At 72.4% G+C, this 14,882-nt stretch carries 13 protein-coding genes; 9 read left to right on the forward strand and 4 right to left on the reverse strand.

Annotated elements, in window-relative coordinates:
- Positions 1-3: 3 nt before the first annotated feature.
- The 5 genes from ACFY6U_RS20015 to ACFY6U_RS20035 all read left to right on the forward strand — a co-directional run bounded on the left by ACFY6U_RS20015 (position 4) and on the right by ACFY6U_RS20035 (position 5,736).
- Positions 4-2,172 carry a GTPase gene (locus ACFY6U_RS20015; protein WP_390039947.1) on the forward strand — a complete coding sequence of 723 codons (2,169 nt, stop codon included), beginning with the start codon at positions 4-6 and terminating at the stop codon, positions 2,170-2,172.
- 254 nt (positions 2,173-2,426) lie between these two features.
- Positions 2,427-2,906 carry a single-stranded DNA-binding protein gene (locus tag ACFY6U_RS20020; protein WP_390039949.1) on the forward strand — a complete coding sequence of 160 codons (480 nt, stop codon included), beginning with the start codon at positions 2,427-2,429 and terminating at the stop codon, positions 2,904-2,906.
- A 493-nt stretch (positions 2,907-3,399) separates the two neighbouring features.
- Positions 3,400-4,782, forward strand: coding sequence for a Cys-Gln thioester bond-forming surface protein (locus tag ACFY6U_RS20025; protein WP_390039951.1), 1,383 nt, complete (start codon positions 3,400-3,402; stop codon positions 4,780-4,782).
- A gap of 24 nt (positions 4,783-4,806) precedes the next feature.
- The gene (locus ACFY6U_RS20030; protein ID WP_390039953.1) at positions 4,807-5,169 is read left to right on the forward strand and encodes a hypothetical protein; all 363 of its coding nucleotides are present in this window, start codon (positions 4,807-4,809) and stop codon (positions 5,167-5,169) included.
- 147 nt (positions 5,170-5,316) lie between these two features.
- Positions 5,317-5,736 (forward strand): hypothetical protein, encoded by a 420-nt coding sequence (locus tag ACFY6U_RS20035; RefSeq protein WP_390039955.1) that lies wholly within the window; start codon positions 5,317-5,319, stop codon positions 5,734-5,736.
- 136 nt (positions 5,737-5,872) lie between these two features.
- Here the strand turns inward: ACFY6U_RS20035 and ACFY6U_RS20040 are convergent, their stop codons facing one another.
- Both ACFY6U_RS20040 and murJ read right to left on the reverse strand, forming a co-directional pair.
- Positions 5,873-6,949 carry a zinc-dependent alcohol dehydrogenase family protein gene (locus ACFY6U_RS20040; RefSeq protein ID WP_390039957.1) on the reverse strand — a complete coding sequence of 359 codons (1,077 nt, stop codon included), beginning with the start codon at positions 6,947-6,949 and terminating at the stop codon, positions 5,873-5,875.
- 91 nt (positions 6,950-7,040) lie between these two features.
- Positions 7,041-8,609 (reverse strand): murein biosynthesis integral membrane protein MurJ, encoded by a 1,569-nt coding sequence (murJ, locus tag ACFY6U_RS20045; protein ID WP_390040436.1) that lies wholly within the window; start codon positions 8,607-8,609, stop codon positions 7,041-7,043.
- A gap of 276 nt (positions 8,610-8,885) precedes the next feature.
- Between murJ and ettA the strand changes: the two genes are divergently transcribed.
- Genes ettA through ACFY6U_RS20060 form a run of 3 tightly spaced genes read left to right on the forward strand, consistent with a single transcriptional unit; the run spans position 8,886 to position 11,653 of the window.
- Positions 8,886-10,550: an energy-dependent translational throttle protein EttA gene (ettA, locus tag ACFY6U_RS20050; RefSeq protein ID WP_390039958.1), complete on the forward strand. Its 1,665-nt coding sequence runs from the start codon at positions 8,886-8,888 to the stop codon at positions 10,548-10,550.
- Positions 10,551-10,556: 6 nt separating this feature from the next.
- The gene (locus ACFY6U_RS20055; protein WP_351700066.1) at positions 10,557-10,970 is read left to right on the forward strand and encodes a thioesterase family protein; all 414 of its coding nucleotides are present in this window, start codon (positions 10,557-10,559) and stop codon (positions 10,968-10,970) included.
- Positions 10,967-11,653, forward strand: a complete 687-nt coding sequence (locus ACFY6U_RS20060) for a hypothetical protein (RefSeq protein WP_390039960.1) — start codon at positions 10,967-10,969, stop codon at positions 11,651-11,653. The genes ACFY6U_RS20055 and ACFY6U_RS20060 overlap by 4 nt, the downstream gene beginning before the upstream one ends.
- Positions 11,654-11,668: 15 nt before the next feature.
- Here ACFY6U_RS20060 and ACFY6U_RS20065 read toward each other — a convergent pair whose 3' ends face one another.
- A complete protein-coding gene (locus tag ACFY6U_RS20065; protein WP_355711757.1) occupies positions 11,669-12,073 on the reverse strand; it encodes a globin in 405 nt (134 codons plus the stop codon).
- Between the two features lie 79 nt (positions 12,074-12,152).
- Between ACFY6U_RS20065 and ACFY6U_RS20070 the strand changes: the two genes are divergently transcribed.
- Positions 12,153-13,124, forward strand: coding sequence for a methyltransferase domain-containing protein (locus tag ACFY6U_RS20070; RefSeq protein WP_390039962.1), 972 nt, complete (start codon positions 12,153-12,155; stop codon positions 13,122-13,124).
- A 97-nt stretch (positions 13,125-13,221) separates the two neighbouring features.
- Here ACFY6U_RS20070 and ACFY6U_RS20075 read toward each other — a convergent pair whose 3' ends face one another.
- The gene (locus tag ACFY6U_RS20075; RefSeq protein WP_390039964.1) at positions 13,222-14,877 is read right to left on the reverse strand and encodes an FHA domain-containing protein; all 1,656 of its coding nucleotides are present in this window, start codon (positions 14,875-14,877) and stop codon (positions 13,222-13,224) included.
- Between the last annotated feature and the right edge of the window lie 5 nt (positions 14,878-14,882).

Below are 14,882 nucleotides of genomic sequence, written 5' to 3' on the forward strand. Positions count from 1 at the left end.
CCGGTGACCGCCGTCACTGACCACGACCACACGGATCACATGGAACGCATGGATCACACCAGTGACTTCACCGGTGACTACGCCAGCGACTTCGAGAGCGGACCGACCACGACGGACCCCACACCGGACGCCGCACGGGAGCCCGCACGAGACCGTGCCCCGGACGGCGCCCAGCACCGGGACGACAGTGGCAAGGACCTCAAGGAGTCCAAAGGCCTCGAGGAGTTCAAGGACCTCGAGGAGTCCAAGGAGTCCAAGGAGCGCGCGGGCACGGCAGGAGCCCCTGGATCTCCGCCCGGATCTCCCGCGGTCAAGCAGGCCTCCGAGGCGGCCGAAGCTGCCGAACCGGCCGCCGGGACCGAGAGCGTCCCGCACGCACGCGTGCGGGAGCAACGGGAGCCGGCCGACGACCGCCCGCCCGCTACCGCCACCACCGACGACCGCCCGCCCGCCGACGACGATCCGGCCACCGGCGACGACGTCTGGGACGACGGTCTCATCGCCCGCCGGGTCACCGAGACCGCCAAAGCCGCCGTCCCCGTCGTGGAGACCCGCGGCCCGGGCGCCCCGACCCCCGCCCCGCTCGCGTACGACGGACCGCTGCGCTCCCGTCTCGACGCCCTGCGCGAACTCGTCGGCCTCTCCCGCACCCGCCTCGACAGCAACACCCTCGCCGAGGCCGGCCGGGTCCTGGACGAGGCGGCCACCCGCCGCCGGCTCTCCGGCCAGCACACCGTCGTCGCCCTCGCCGGTGCGACCGGCAGCGGCAAGTCCCAGCTCTTCAACGCGCTGGCCGGAGTCGCGATCTCGGAGACCGGGGTACGCCGGCCCACCACCGCCGCGCCCATCGCGTGCACCTGGAGCGACGGCAGCGCCGCCCTCATCGACCGGCTCGGCATCCCGGGCCGGCTGCGCCGCCGCCCCGTGCACAACCCGGAGGCGGACGCGCAGCTGCGCGGGCTGGTCCTGATCGACCTGCCCGACCACGACTCGGCCGCGGTCCAGCACCGCGCACAGGTCGACCGGATCCTGAAACTCGTCGACGCGGTGATCTGGGTCGTCGACCCCGAGAAGTACGCCGACGCCGTCCTCCACGAGCGTTATCTGCGGCCCATGGCCGGCCACGCCGAGGTCATGTTCATCGTCCTCAACCAGACCGACCGGCTGCCCGGCGAGGCCACCGACCTGGTCCTGGACGATCTGCGCCGGCTGCTCGACGACGACGGCATCGCCCTCGGCGAGTACGGCGACCCCGGCGCGACCGTGCTCGCGCTGTCCGCGCTCACCGGCGACGGCGTCGGCGAACTGCGCGAGGTGCTCGGCCAGTTCGTGTCCGAGCGGGGCGCGGCGGCCCGCCGCGTCGCCGCCGACGTGGACGCCGCCGCGGCCCGGCTGCGGCCCGTCTACGCCACCGGCAGGCGCGCCGGGCTCAGCGAGGAGGCGCGCGACGAGTTCGCCGGGCGGCTCGCGGACGCGGTCGGTGCCACCGCCGCCGGCGAGGCCGCCGAACGCGCCTGGCGGCGCAACGCCAACCGGGCCTGCGGCACGCCCTGGCTCCGGCTGTGGCGCTGGTACCAGAAGCGCGCCGAGCCGCCCACCGGACGCCTGCAGAAGGCCCAGCCGGAGGAGGAGGCCACCGCGCGGCAGCGCGTCGAGCAGGCGGTGCGCACGGTCTCCGAGCGGGCCTCGGCCGGGCTGCCCGTGCCCTGGGCGCAGGCGGTGCGCGAGGCGGCCGTACGCGGCTCGCAGGGCCTTCCGGAGGCGCTCGACGACCTGGCCGCACGGGCCGGGCTGCCGCCGGGGCGGCCGCCGCGGCCGGGCTGGTGGCCGGTGGCGGTGCTCGCCCAGGCCGCCATGACGCTCCTCCAGGTGCTCGGCGGACTGTGGCTGATGGGGCAGATCGCCGGGGTGACGGCGCCCAACCTGGGCGTTCCGGTGCTGCTGATGGTCTCCGGGATCATCGGCGGCCCGCTGGTCGAGTGGGGCTGCCGGATGGCGGCCCGGGGCCCGGCCCGCCGGTACGGCCTGGAGGCGGAACGCCGGCTCCGCGAGGCGGCGGCCGGCTGCGGGCGGGCCCGGGTGCTGGATCCGGTGGCGGCGGAGCTGCTGCGGTACCAGGAGGTGCGGGAGCAGTACGCGCGGGTGAGGCGGACGGGCGCCGGAGTGGGGTGAGACTCCGTCCGGGGGGACGGCGTCACCCGCCCGGGTGGTGGAGTTCTCCACCGCCCGGCGGTGATCCACAGCGCTCGGCGGGCCCGGGCCGACGGCGGCAGTCTGGGGCCACGGCGATCGCGACCCACAGGGACGCACACGGGCGCATACCGATGCATACACGCACCCGGTCGCCGCGGTGGACACAGCCGTACGGGACGGACCCGTACGCGGATCCGCCCGGCCGCGGCGGCCGGGCGAGGGAGGGGTTCGTGATGAACGAGACGATGGTCTGCGCGGTGGGCAACGTGGCGACGCAACCGGTGTTCCGGGAGCTGGCGGCAGGTCCGTCGGCCCGGTTCCGGCTGGCGGTGACCGCGCGCTACTGGGACCGCGAGAAGAACGCCTGGACGGACGGCCACACCAACTTCTTCACGGTGTGGGCCAACCGGCAGCTCGCCACCAATGCGGCGACCTCGCTGACGGTCGGCGACCCGGTCGTCGTACAGGGGCGGCTGAAGGTGCGCACCGAGACCCGGGAGGGCCAGCAGTGGGCCTCCGCCGACATCGACGCGGTGGCGATCGGCCACGACCTCGCCCGCGGCACGGCGGCCTTCCGGCGAACCGGCAGGCCGGACTCGACGGCACCGGCACCACCGCGCCCGGAACCCGACTGGGAGACACCGGCGGAATCCCCCGACCCGCCCGCCCAGGCGCAACCGGAACCGGTGGCGGTGGCGGTGGCCGCGCCGTGACGGGACGTGAAGTGGGTCGGCGTCAAGGCCTGTTGGCGCCTACTCGTCCGAACGGCAGCAGAGCGACCGCCCGTTGACGCCCGCCGATGTCTGTCGACCGTCATCGACGGCCGCCGACGGCCCCTGACCGGGCTCGACGGCCCTTGACGACCTTTGGCGATCCCTTGTCGGCCCTTGGCGGTCCTTGACGGCTTGTCGGCGAATGCGCTCCGAAGCGCCCGTCACCACGACCAGGTGGATTTGTCGATAGGACCCGCTCGTTCGCGCCTCCGCGATAACGATTACGGATCGGATCGCTCATCGGACCATCTCACCGGGAAAGGGCGGTGCGGCTGATCCATAGGATGCCGGGCATGGCCCCTGGGGCCGCTGATTCTGCTGGTGGGACCGCCCCCCCGCGTCCAACGGGTCCTGCTCGAAGGGGAATTCTGTGCTCGCTGCGTTCTCTGGTCTCTCGGCGCCCCGCGCGTCCACCAGGCACTACGGCACTGCCGTGGCCGCGAGAGGCGTGGTCCGCCTCGCCGCTGCGGCCCTGGTGTCCGGGCTGGTGGCCGCCGCCGCGCTGACCGGCGCCGGCCGGGCCGCGGCCGACGACGGGACCGCCCAGAGCCAGAGCGGGGCCACGGCGACCATGAACGGCCTGAAGACCTACGGCGAGGCCGTGGTCCACGGCGACAGCGGCGACGAGCAGGTGGCCGCGGGCCTGTTCGAGATGTCCGTGGACGGCGGCGGCACGCTCCAGACGTACTGCGTCGACCTCCACAACCCCGCCCAGCGGGACGCCAAGTACCAGGAGACGGCGTGGAGCGGCACCTCGCTCGGCGCCAACAAGAACGCCGGCGACATCCGCTGGATCCTGCAGAACTCCTACCCGCAGGTCAACGACCTCGCCGCGCTGGCCCGCAAGGCCGGTGCCGGCAGCCTCACCGAGCAGGACGCGGCGGCCGGCACCCAGGTGGCGATCTGGCGCTTCTCGGACGGCGCGGACGTCGACGCCGTCGATCCGCAGGCCGAGAAGCTCGCCGACTATCTGGAGAAGAACGCCCGCGGCCAGAACGAGCCGCAGGCCTCGCTGACCCTCTCCCCGCCGGCCGTGTCCGGCCGACCGGGCGGCCTGCTCGGCCCGGTGACGGTCCACACCAACGCCCGCACGGTCACCGTGGTCCCGCCGTCCGACGCGGCCCTCAGCGGCGTACGGATCACCGACAAGGCCGGCAAGCCGGTCACCACCGCGCAGGACGGCAGCGAGCTGTACTTCAAGGTCCCCGACGACGCCGCGGACTCCTCCGCCGAACTGACCGTCCAGGCGTCGACGACCGTCCCCGTCGGCCGGGCCTTCACCTCCGGGAGCCGCAGCCAGACGCAGATCCTGGCCGGCTCCAGCGAGTCCACGGTCGCCGCGACCGCGAACGCGACGTGGGCGGACCGGGGCGCGATACCGGCACTGTCGGCCGAGAAGAACTGCGCCCGGAGCGGCGTGGACATCACCGCGTCCAACACCGGGGACAAGCCGTTCACCTTCAAGCTGGTGAGCACGGAGTACGCCATCCCCGCCGGCGCCTCCCGGACGGTGACCGTGCCGCTCCAGGAGGACCAGGCCTACGACTTCACGATCACCGGCGCGAACGGCCTCGAACGCCGCTTCACCGGTGTCCTCGACTGCAGGACCCAGGGCACCGACGCCGGCCTCGCCACCCAGACCCTCAGCGAGCCCAGCCCGGCCTCGGTCGGCGGCACCGCCTCCGACGTCAACCTGGCCGCGACCGGCGGTGACTCCGCGACCGGCGTGATCACGGGCGTGGCCATCGGGCTGGTGGTGATCGGCGGGGCGGTCCTGGTGATCCTCCGCCAGCGGGAGAACCAGCAGACCGACTGACTCCCGGACGGGCACTATGACGTCATGACCAACTCACCCGCACCCGACAGGTCGTCGTCCTCCGACTCCGTCCTGTCCCTCTGGTCGCACGACTCGGTGCTGTCGATCGGTTCGGTGGGCTCGGTGCTCTCCATCGGATCGGTCGGCTCGGCCCTCTCCGTCGGCTCGATCGGCAGCGCCCTCTCGGCGGGCTCGATCGGCTCGGCCCTGTCCCTCGTCTCGGCCGGCTCCTGGCTGAGCACGGGCTCCGTCCTCTCGGCCAACTCCCGCTGGTCCGTCCTGTCCTGGCGCTCCACCCGCTCCTTCCGCACGGCGGGCGTAGTGGGAGCGGCGGCGGCAACGGCCCTCCTCCTCCACAGGACCCTGCAAGGCTCTCCGACCCGGTGACCGGCCCTTGAAAGCCACTGGCCGGCGTGCTCACCTTGTGCAGTGACTTACGGCTGGAAGAGACGTTCTCTCGTGCTCCTCTTCGTGGCCTCGACGGGGGTTCCGGCGGCACTCGTCCTCGGAGCCGCCACGGGGTGGAGCCGTTCGGTGATCGGCACACCGGCCTGGGTGGCGTGGATGCTCGCGGCTCTGGCGATCTGCATCGGTGTGCCGCTCGCCTGGTTCTCCACACCGTCAGGTACCAGAAGCGCGACGAACCTCCTGCTCAAGGCCTATCGCCGGGAGGGACTGGAGGCCGTCGAACGGCAGTATCTGTCCGTCTTGGCCCCTTACAAGGCCGGGCTCCAGTTGTTCAACCTGGCCCTCGCCCTCGATCGCGCGGGCGATCAGGACGACGCCTGCACGGTCTACCGGCACGCGGCAGACCGCGGATTTCCGCCGGCCATGGCCAATCTGGCGTACTGCCTGAGCCTACGGGGTGAAGAGGACGAGGCTCAGGACTGGTACCGCCGCGCAGTGGAGGCCGGATACAAGCGAGTTGTGCCGGGGCAGGGAGAGGGTGAGTAGAAGGCGCTGCGTCGCCAGGGGTGTGCCGGGCGGCGACCGGGTCTGGCGATAGGCACCACCGAGCAAGGACAACGACGACGCGTGTCTCCGCTGTCCGAATACTGTGTCACACCACGCCGTGGCGCTTCACACCGCTTCATACCTGCCTGTCGTCCTCGGGCCGGCCGACGTCGAAGACGAGGAGCGGTTTGGCGCCATGGGCGGGCGCTTCGGCGAACGAGACGGCTTCGGCGAAGCGTTCGAGCGGGAACGGCCGGCCCTCGGGGATGGTCAGCACTCCATTGACGACGAGACTGCGCACCTCGCACAGCGCGTCCAGGACGTCCGCAGGTGAGGCGGCACCGAACCAGCGGTTCAGCCAGAACCCGCGGACCACTTTGGTCTCGTAGATGAGCGAGCGCGCCGACACGGGAATGGTCAGCGCCGCCGGATCGGTCTGACGATGGGTGGAGAGCGCGCCGTAGACCACGACCTCGCCACCCGGAGCCAATGCCTGGGACACCTGGGCACCCAGCTGCCCCGCGACGCAGTCGGTGGCCTTGCGCACGCCGGCCGGCCCTGCGATCTCGGCCACCCGCTGCACCAGATCCTCGTCCTCCGTGCAGATGACCTCGTCGCCGCCCAGCGCCCTGATCTCCTCGACGGCATCGCGCCGCCGCACCACGTTGATCGTGCGAATCCCCAGATGCCCGGCCAGCTGGACGACGAGCCGGCCGACGGTGGAGCCCGCCGCCGTCTGCAACAGCCATTCGCCCGGCTGCACGTCGAGCTCGCGGGTCACCAGGAGCAGCGCGGTCAAGGGATTGACGGCGAGTTGGCAGGCTTCGGAGTCGCTCAGCCGATCGGGGACCGGCAGCAGCCTGTGCGCATCGGCCACGAGGTATTCCTGCCAGGTGCCGTCGACCCGCGGCCCCGGTACCGCCGGGATCGCGGCGTCCACCACGCGCTCGCCGATCCTCAGCCCCTCGGTGCCCGGACCGAGGGCCTCGATCCGGCCCACGCACTCCATGTATCCCCCGACCGTGGGGAACTCCGGGGAGAAACCGTAACGACCGCGCAGCACGTGCAGATCGCTGGCGTGCACCGGAGTCGCCGTCACGCGGACCAACGCCTGGCCGGCCTCCGCCAGGGGAACAGGCCGGGATTCCAGCCGCAGGACATCGTCCGGCTCGCCGACCTCGCCGGCTACGAGCGCACGCATGGATCGCGGCATGAGCGGCCTTTCGTCTCTCCCGGCCCTCCCAGCTTGCGCTGCCTCGCGAGCGCTGTCATGTCGTGAGCGACCGTGCCCCTGCGTGCCGGGTTCAACCCAGCCCGGGGAGGCTGCGCAGTTCCCCGACCCGCAGGAGCCGCGCCATGAGGACGAACAGCAGGACCATCGTGATGCCGCCCGCGGCCAGCGAGAGCGCCGGTGTCCAGGAGGCCGACGCCAGGCCCTGACCGCAGGCTCGGGCGATGAGCCACCCGGCGGCCCCGGCGGCGGTGGCGGCGGCCGTCAGCCGTGTGTAGGTGCGGCAGATCCGCCGGCCGTCCAGCAGACCCTCGACGCGCCGCCGCAGCCGTACGGCCGTCAGCAGCAGGCCGATCGCGTAGGCCACGGCATAGGCGGCGGCCATCCCGGTGACCGCCCAGCGCGGCGGCAACAGGAGGTGACAGGCCACAGCGAGAGCGATGTCGATGCCGCTGATCCACACCGCCATCCGGAACGGTGTACGGGTGTCCTCGAAGGCGTAGAAGCCGCGCAGCAGGAGGTACTGGGCGGAGAACGGGACCAGCCCCAGGCCGAAGGCCTGCAGCATGTGGCCCAGCGGGCGGGTGGCCGCGGCGTCCGCCGCGCCGTGGGCGAACAGCAGCTGCGCGATCTGCGGTCCGAAGACGAGGAAGAAGAAGGCGGCCGGGACGACGACCACGCCGCTGACCCGCAGCGCCCGGGACAGGTCCGTGCGCAGATCGCCGACGCGGCGTTCGGCCACGGCCCGGCTCATGCGCGGCAGCAGGGCGGTCACGAGGGACACGGTGACGATCGACTGCGGCAGCATCCAGATCTGCTGGGCATAGCTGTAGGCGGTGTAGCCGACGCCGTCGTGCGGCAGCGCGGCGTCCGCGGAGGAGGCCAGGCGGGTGACGACCGTGCTCGCCACGAGGTTGGCCAGCACGAACAACAGGGTCCACCGGGCCGCGCTCACGCTCTTGCGCAGGCCGGTGCCGCGCCAGTCGAAGCGCGGGCGGAAGCGGAAACCGGCCGCCAGAGCGTAGGGGACCAGGGCGAGCGCCTGGAGGGCCAGGGCGAGCGTGGTCCCTGTCCCGAGCAGCCTGACCTGCGCATCGGTGATGTCCGAGACCTGGTCGGGGGCGGTCATCAGACCGAGGTAGAGGCCGAACATGACGATCAGAACGAGATTGTTCAGGACCGGCGTCCACATCATCGCCCCGAAGCGGTCCCGGGCATTGAGGACCTGGCCGAAGATGCTGAACACGCCGTAGAAGAAGATCTGCGGAAGCAGGAAACGGGCGAAGACCACGGTCAGCTCGAACGCGGCGTGCGTGGCGGGCGTGTCCCGCTGGTAGACGCCGATGATCTCGGGGGCGGCCCACGTGGCCAGCGCGGTCCCCGCACCGAGGACGCACAGCACCAGGGTGACCAGGCGCTGTTCGAAGGCGGCGCCGCCGTCGGGGTCCTCCGCGCGGGCCCGGACCAGTTGGGGGACCAGGACGGAGTTCAGCGCGCCGCCGATCAGCAGGAAGTACAGGCTGGTCGGCACCGTGTTGGCCTGGTTGTAGGTGGTGGCCAGCAGCCCGGTGCCCAGCGCGGCGGCCTGCAGCACCTGCCGTATCAACCCGGTGGCCCGCGAGACCACCGTCCCCGCCGCCATCAACGCCGACGAACGCAGCAGACCGCCGCCCCCGGCCTTCTTCGGCGCGGCATGCCTCCGTCTGGTGGCCGACCGGTCTAACCGGTCAGGCGATGCATCTTCGATCACGGCCCCAATCTACGATCCCCGCCCCGCCCCCGAACAAGCCCACCGCACCAACCACGAACCCCCAGGTCACAGCCCCCCGACCCAACGAGTTTCCGCACAGGGCTGGCCGTACGGCAAGATGGGGTGTATCTGCCCACTGCCAGATTTCAAGCTGCCGGACGGTTTCTCTTGGCTGAGTTCATTTACACCATGCGCAAGACGCGCAAGGCGCACGGCGACAAGGTGATTCTCGATGACGTCACCCTGAACTTCCTGCCGGGGGCCAAGATCGGCGTCGTCGGTCCGAACGGTGCCGGTAAGTCGACCGTGCTGAAGATCATGGCGGGACTGGAGCAGCCGTCCAACGGTGACGCCTTCATCTCGCCCGGTTACAGCGTCGGCATCCTCATGCAGGAGCCCACGCTCACCGAGGACAAGACCGTCCTGGAGAACGTCCAGGAGGGCGTCGCCGAGATCAAGGGCAAGCTCGACCGGTTCAACGAGATCGCCGAGCTGATGGCCACCGACTACTCGGACGCGCTGCTCGACGAGATGGGCAAGCTGCAGGAGGACCTGGACCACTCCAACGCCTGGGACCTGGACGCCCAGCTGGAGCAGGCCATGGATGCGCTCGGGTGCCCCCCGGGCGACTGGCCCGTCACCACGCTCTCCGGTGGTGAGAAGCGGCGCGTCGCGCTCTGCAAGCTGCTGCTGGAGGCCCCCGACCTGCTGCTCCTCGACGAGCCCACCAACCACCTCGACGCCGAGTCGGTGAACTGGCTGGAGCAGCACCTCGCCAAGTACGCCGGCACCGTGGTGGCCATCACCCACGACCGGTACTTCCTCGACAACGTCGCCGAGTGGATCCTCGAGCTCGACCGCGGGCGTGCCTACCCCTACGAGGGCAACTACTCCACCTACCTGGAGACCAAGGCCACCCGTCTCAAGGTCGAGGGCCAGAAGGACGCCAAGCGGCAGAAGCGGCTCAAGGAAGAGCTGGAGTGGGTGCGGTCGAACGCGAAGGGGCGGCAGGCCAAGTCCAAGGCCCGTCTCGCGCGGTACGAGGAGATGGCCGCCGAGGCCGACAAGATGCGGAAGCTGGACTTCGAGGAGATCCAGATCCCGCCGGGCCCGCGGCTCGGCAACGTCGTCGTCGAGGTCGACAAGCTGAACAAGGCCTTCGGCGAGAAGGTCCTCGTCGACGGGCTCAGCTTCACGCTGCCGCGCAACGGGATCGTCGGCGTCATCGGTCCGAACGGTGCCGGCAAGACCACCCTCTTCAAGATGATCCAGGGCCTGGAGGCCCCGGACTCCGGTGACATCAAGGTCGGCGAGACCGTCAAGATCTCGTACGTCGACCAGGGCCGCGCCAACATCGACCCCAAGAAGACGCTGTGGGAGGTCGTGTCCGACGGGCTCGACTACATCAACGTCGGTCAGGTCGAGATGCCGAGCCGCGCGTACGTGTCCGCCTTCGGGTTCAAGGGGCCGGACCAGCAGAAGCCCGCCGGCATCCTCTCCGGCGGTGAGCGCAACCGCCTCAACCTCGCGCTCACCCTCAAGCAGGGCGGCAACCTGCTGCTCCTCGACGAGCCCACCAACGACCTGGACGTCGAGACCCTCTCCAGCCTGGAGAACGCGCTGCTGGAGTTCCCCGGCTGCGCCGTCGTCGTCTCCCACGACCGCTGGTTCCTGGACCGGGTCGCGACGCACATCCTCGCCTACGAGGGCGAGTCCAAGTGGTTCTGGTTCGAGGGCAACTTCGAGTCGTACGAGAAGAACAAGATCGAGCGGTTGGGACCGGACGCCGCGCGTCCGCACCGTGCCACCTACAAGAAGCTGACCCGGGGCTGATCGAACTTGCGTCATCTCTACCGCTGCCCCCTGCGCTGGTCCGACATGGACGCGTACGGCCATGTCAACAACGCGGTCTTCATCCGCTACCTGGAGGAGGCCCGGATCGACTTCCTGTTCCGCCCGGACAAGGAGTTCAAGCAGGGGTCGGTGGTGGCGCGCCACGAGATCGACTACAAGCGGCAGCTCGTCCACCGGCACCACCCGGTCGACATCGAGCTGTGGATCACCGAGATCAGGGCCGCGTCCTTCACCATCACCTACGAGGTGAAGGACGACGACCTGGTCTACGTACGGGCCTCGACGGTCGTCGTGCCGTTCGACTTCGACGCCGGACGGCCGCGCCGGATCACCGCCGAGGAGCGGGACTTCCTGGAGGAGTACCGCGACGACGACAAGGAGGAGGCCGTCGCCGCATGACGGTGCTCCACCTGGCCGACGACGGGGAGACGGCGGATCTCGCCGCCTTCCTCTCCCGGCTGCTCCACTACGACCGCTCGGCCGCGGTGCGCCTGCAGGCGGCCGGCACCGCGCTCGCCGTCTTCGGGCGCCCGCCGTCCTTCGAGGTGCTGGCGATCCGCGCGGTGCGGCTCGCCAAGCCGTACGAGGACGGACTCGACGTCACCCTCGACGTGACCGTGTCGGCGGGGGAGCTGCTGGAGTCGGTCGACGAGCCGGCCGCCACCGCCACCGTGCCGGGGGCGGTCACCGGCCCGCCGTGGGCCGGGGTGCTGCCGCCGAGGGGCGGCTGGCAGCCGGAGCCCGGGCTCCCCGCGCCGCAGGCGCTGCGCGCCACGGTGGCCGCCGCGGTACGTGAATTCCGGTCCCGTACGCAGGAGTTGGCACCGGACGGCCGTACCCGGGCCGAACTCGACCGGATCGGGCGGGACATCTGGTCCCGGACCGTGGGCGGTACCCCGCTCCCGGTACGGGCCGTGCACGCCGCCCAGTCGCTCGGCTTCCTGCGGCCGGCCGCCGCGACCGACACGGCCGACGAGGTCGTGCTGCTGTCCTCGGGAGCGTGGCTGCGACTGCGGACGCCGTACGGGTCGATCGCCGTACGGCGGGCCGGGCTCGGGGCGCTGGGCGTCAGCGTCCGCTGAAGGCCGCGCGGCCGCTCAGTCGGGGGTGTTGACCATCGAGGCGGCCGCGTAGGTGAGGTAGTTCCAGAGCTGTTCCCGGTGCTCCTCGGAGAGGCCGAGCTCGTCCACCGCCACCCGCATGTGCCGCAGCCAGGCGTCGTGCGCCGCCCGGTCCACGGTGAACGGGGCGTGCCGCATCCGCAGCCGCGGATGGCCGCGGTTGTCGCTGTACGTCGTCGGGCCGCCCCAGTACTGGATCAGGAACAGCGTGAGCCGCTCCTCGGCCGGGCCCAGGTCCTCCTCCGGGTACATCGGCCGCAGGAGCTCGTCCTCGGCGACGCCCTCGTAGAAACGGTGGACCAGCCGGCGGAACGTCTCCTCCCCGCCGACCTGCTCGTAGAAGGTCTTCTCCTGAAGCGTGCCGCGCCGAATCTCTCTCACCCGTACATGGTCTCAGACGGGGTGACCGAGGACTCAAGGCTTAGGACCGGGAGCGGGGGCGCGGATCTAGGGTGGACGCATGGGCGCCTACGACTCGCAGACCGAGGGGCCGGCCGCCGTGGCGAGGGCCGGGCTGGTGCGGGAGATCGACGCGGAGGGGGTCTGGGCCGGGGACCCGGTGTGGCGGGAGGCCTTCGCGGCGGTGCCCCGGCATCTGTTCGTGCCCTACTACTACGTCGCCGGGACGCGCGGCTACGAGCGCCGGTGGGGCGAGAGCCCGGATCCGGCGGCCCGGGAGCGGTGGGTGCGCGGCGCCTACGAGGACGTACCGCTGGCCACCCGGCTGCGCGACGGCGAACTGCTCTCCTCCAGCAGCCAGCCCTCGCTGATGGCGCGGATGCTGGTCGCGCTGGAGGTCACGGACGGCGACCGGGTCCTGGAGATCGGCGCGGGGACCGGGTACAACGCGGCGCTGCTGGCGCACCGGCTGGGCGACGACGGTCTCGTCACGACCGTCGACGTGGATCCGGAGATCACCGAGTCCGCGCGGCGTCATCTGGCCGCGGCCGGGTACCGGCCGGCCGTCGTCACGGGGGACGGGGCACGGGGGGTGCCGGAGCGGGCGCCGTACGACCGGATCATCGGGACCTGTGCGCTGCCGGGTGTGCCGCGGGCGTGGGTCGAACAGTGCGCGGAGGGGGCGCGGATCCTCACGCCGGTGGCCACCGGGTTGCTGGCGCTGACCGTGCGGGGAGGGGGTGCGGAGGGGAGGTTTCTGCCGTCGGCGGCGTTCTTCGTGCCGTTGCGGGGCGTGGCGAGGGCGGGGGTGGGGGATACGGCCGGGGTGCCGTCCCAGGCTCTCGAGGACGAGCTGTTCCAGTTCCTGGTCGAGCTGACCCAGGGGGTGCTCAGTCCGCGGGAGGCGTATGAGGTGTGGGTGGGGGAGGGAAGGCCCGGGCGCGAGCGGTACGGGGTGTGTGTCGAGAAGGACAGGGAGTGGGCGTGGCTGGACGACCGGGAGGGGCCGTTCGTCTGGCCGCTCCCGGTCTGAGTGCAGTACTCCGGCTGCGGGCCGGTGGGGGCTGGTCGCGCAGTTCCTCCCCCAGCCTTCGGCCGGGGGTACCCCCAGCGCCCCTGGGCAGGGTTCCCTAGCCCCGCCTGACAGTGATCGTTGTCCACGCCCCCACGTGTACCCGGTCCCCGTCCTGCAGCGGTACCGGGACGAAGGGCTGGATGGGCTCCTCGCCGCCGTTCACCGTGGTGCCGTTCGTCGAGTTCTGGTCGACGACCGCCCAGCTGCCGTCCGGCTGCTGGACCAGGACCGCGTGCTGGTGCGAGACGCCCGGGTCCTCCGGCGGTACCGACAGGTCGATGTCGGGGGTGTCGCCGGTGGAGTGCCGACGGCGGCCGATGGTGACCTGGTTGCCGGTGAGCGTGCGCTGCTGCTCGGGGGAGTACGCGGGCAGGTTGAGACCGGCCGCCTCCGGGCCCGAGCGCTGCATCATCGCCATGAAGTACTCGCGGTCCGGACCGATCGTCGCCGTCCAGGTCGCCGGAGCCTGCGGGGCCTGCGGGAAGCCGGGGCCGGGTGGGGCCTGGGTGGCGCCGGGCTGCGGGTAGCCGTAGCCGCCGGGACGGGCGGGCGCGCCGGGGCCGGCAGGACCGCCGGCCGGTCCGGGCGGGGAGATCACCCAGTCGTCGTCACCGCCGCCGAAGGACGGGCCGCCGGCCGGCTGCCTGGTCTCCTGCGGGAAGCCGGGCGGGGCGGGCGGGGCCGACTGCTGGAAGGCGCCGGGAGCGCCGCCGGTGGTGGCACCGGGGCCGCCCGGCGGCCGGGACGGGTCCGAGCCACCGAAGGGTCCGCCGGCGGGATCGCGGGTGTACGGGCCGGAGGCCTGACCGGCGCCGGGAGGAGCACCGAAGGCGGACGCGCCGCCGGCGTTCTGGCCCGGGCCGCCGCCGAACTGCGGGGGCGGCGGAGAAGAGGGACCGCGTTCGCCGCCGTAGGGCGGGGGAGCGGACTGGCCTCGGTCGCCGCCGCCGTAGGGCGGGGGAGCGGACTGGCCTCGGTCGCCGCCGCCGAACGCGGGCGGGCCGGACTGGCCTCGGTCGCCGCCGCCGAACGCGGGCGGGCCGGACTGGCCTCGGTCGCCGCCGCCGAACGCCGGGGGGCCGGACTGGCCTCGGTCGTCACCACCGAAACCCGACGGGCCGGACTGACCGCGGTCGCCGCCGCCGAACGCCGGGGGACCCGACGGCGGTGCCGAGGGGCCGCGGTCGGCGCCGAAGGCGGACGGGCCGCCGCGCTCGCCCGCGAACGGCGTCGGGCCCGAGGGCTCGCTGCCGAAGGACGGGATCGGCTCGGCCGGACGGTTCACCTGTGAGGGGCGCGAGCCCTGGTACTCGAACGAGTCGCCGCCGCCGTACGACGGCGGGGCCGGCGGCCGGAAGTTCGGCGCGGCCGGACCGCCGCCCGCAGGCGGGCGCGGGGCGGCCGGGGTGTACGAGGTGGCCGTGTTGGTCAGGAAGTTCCAGCGGCACTCCTCGCAGAACGGCGCACCGCCCTCACGGGGCGTACGGCACTGCGGGCAGAGCTCGGGCTCGGGCGAGTTGTTCGGCACGGCGGACAGATGGCGGCCGCCGCCCATGGGACCACCGGCCGGGGCGCCGGGCGACGGCGGCGGGAAGCCGTAGCCGCCGGCGGTCGGCGGGGGCGGCGGAGGTACGGCACCGGCCATGCGGTGACCGCACACCTCGCACCAGTCGTCGGAACCCGACTGGTGTCCGTTCGGGCAGGTCGGCATGGCGG

It is taken from the genome of Streptomyces sp. NPDC013157, from assembly GCF_042899865.1.
Lineage (GTDB): Bacteria > Actinomycetota > Actinomycetes > Streptomycetales > Streptomycetaceae > Streptomyces.